The organism is Halorubrum sp. Atlit-26R (genome assembly GCF_003666015.1).
In the GTDB taxonomy this organism is placed as follows: domain Archaea; phylum Halobacteriota; class Halobacteria; order Halobacteriales; family Haloferacaceae; genus Halorubrum.
This window is the reverse complement of sequence record NZ_QPLT01000141.1, coordinates 1-889: the sequence shown is the minus strand read 5'-3', so window position 1 is coordinate 889 and position 889 is coordinate 1. Positions and strand designations below refer to the sequence as shown.

1 protein-coding gene and 1 pseudogene are annotated in these 889 nt (G+C 62.8%); both read right to left on the bottom strand.

The annotated features are described in order from the left end of the window. Positions 1-270, bottom strand: a pseudogene (locus tag DVK07_RS19810) (ABC transporter permease); the annotation flags it as partial. 1 nt (position 271) lies between these two features. Further along, the coding region (locus DVK07_RS19805; protein ID WP_147441266.1) for an ABC transporter permease at positions 272-889 on the bottom strand (618 nt) is incomplete at its 5' end.

The following is an 889-nucleotide window of genomic DNA, read 5'->3' as shown; positions in this document are numbered from 1 at the left end:
CCAGCGGCTCCCGTTCCAGTAGCCGTCGTTGGGGATCACGTCTCGGGAAAGCAGCGTCGGGATCTGCTCCACCGCGGCCTCAACGGCAGTAACAAACGCGGCCCCCGGCAGCGGTGTCACCGCGAGGAGGTCCCCGAAGACGCCAACGACAAAGCCGAAAAACGCCCCTGCTTGCGCCGCGAAGAGGACAGCCCCGATTGCGGCCCAGACGGCAGCAGGCGAGTTCGTCGGGAGTAGCGTTCCGGAAGTCGTTTCGTGTGCGCGAGCCATCTCAGCTACCCTCCAGCCCGACACGTGGGTCGATAAGCGTGTACAGCAGGTCTTGGATGAGATTGATGCCGACTATCATGAGTATGAACACGTACATAAGCGTCCCCACGAGCGGGAGATCGCCCTGAATCGCCGCTTGGTAGAACAGGTTGCCGATGCCGTTGATGCCGAAGACCGTCTCCACTAACACCGACCCGCCGATGAGCAGGAACGCCTCGCTGGTGATGATCGGCACGAGGGGAACGAGCGCGTTTCGTAGGATGTGTTTCCAGACGAGCGCGCGCTTCGAGACGCCCTTCGCCTTCGCGAGGTCGATGTAATCCTCGTTTCTGACTTCCAGCACCGCCGTCCGCCCGATGCGCATTTCGTTGCCCATCGAGGCCGAGCCGAGGACGACGGCTGCCGGGAGGACTTTCTTTGTTGCCGCGAGGAAACCGTCGACGGTGTCGAGCCGGGAGAGGTCCGGACTTCCGCTGATGGAGTCCAGGTTCGGCCCGATCGTCTGCCAGTCGAAGTTTAACGCGAAGAAGTCGCCGGCGGCGAGGGTGTACGCGCTCCCGAGCACCGTCAGCAGCATGATAGCGAGCCAGAAGTTCGGCATGGCGCGCCAGACGATACA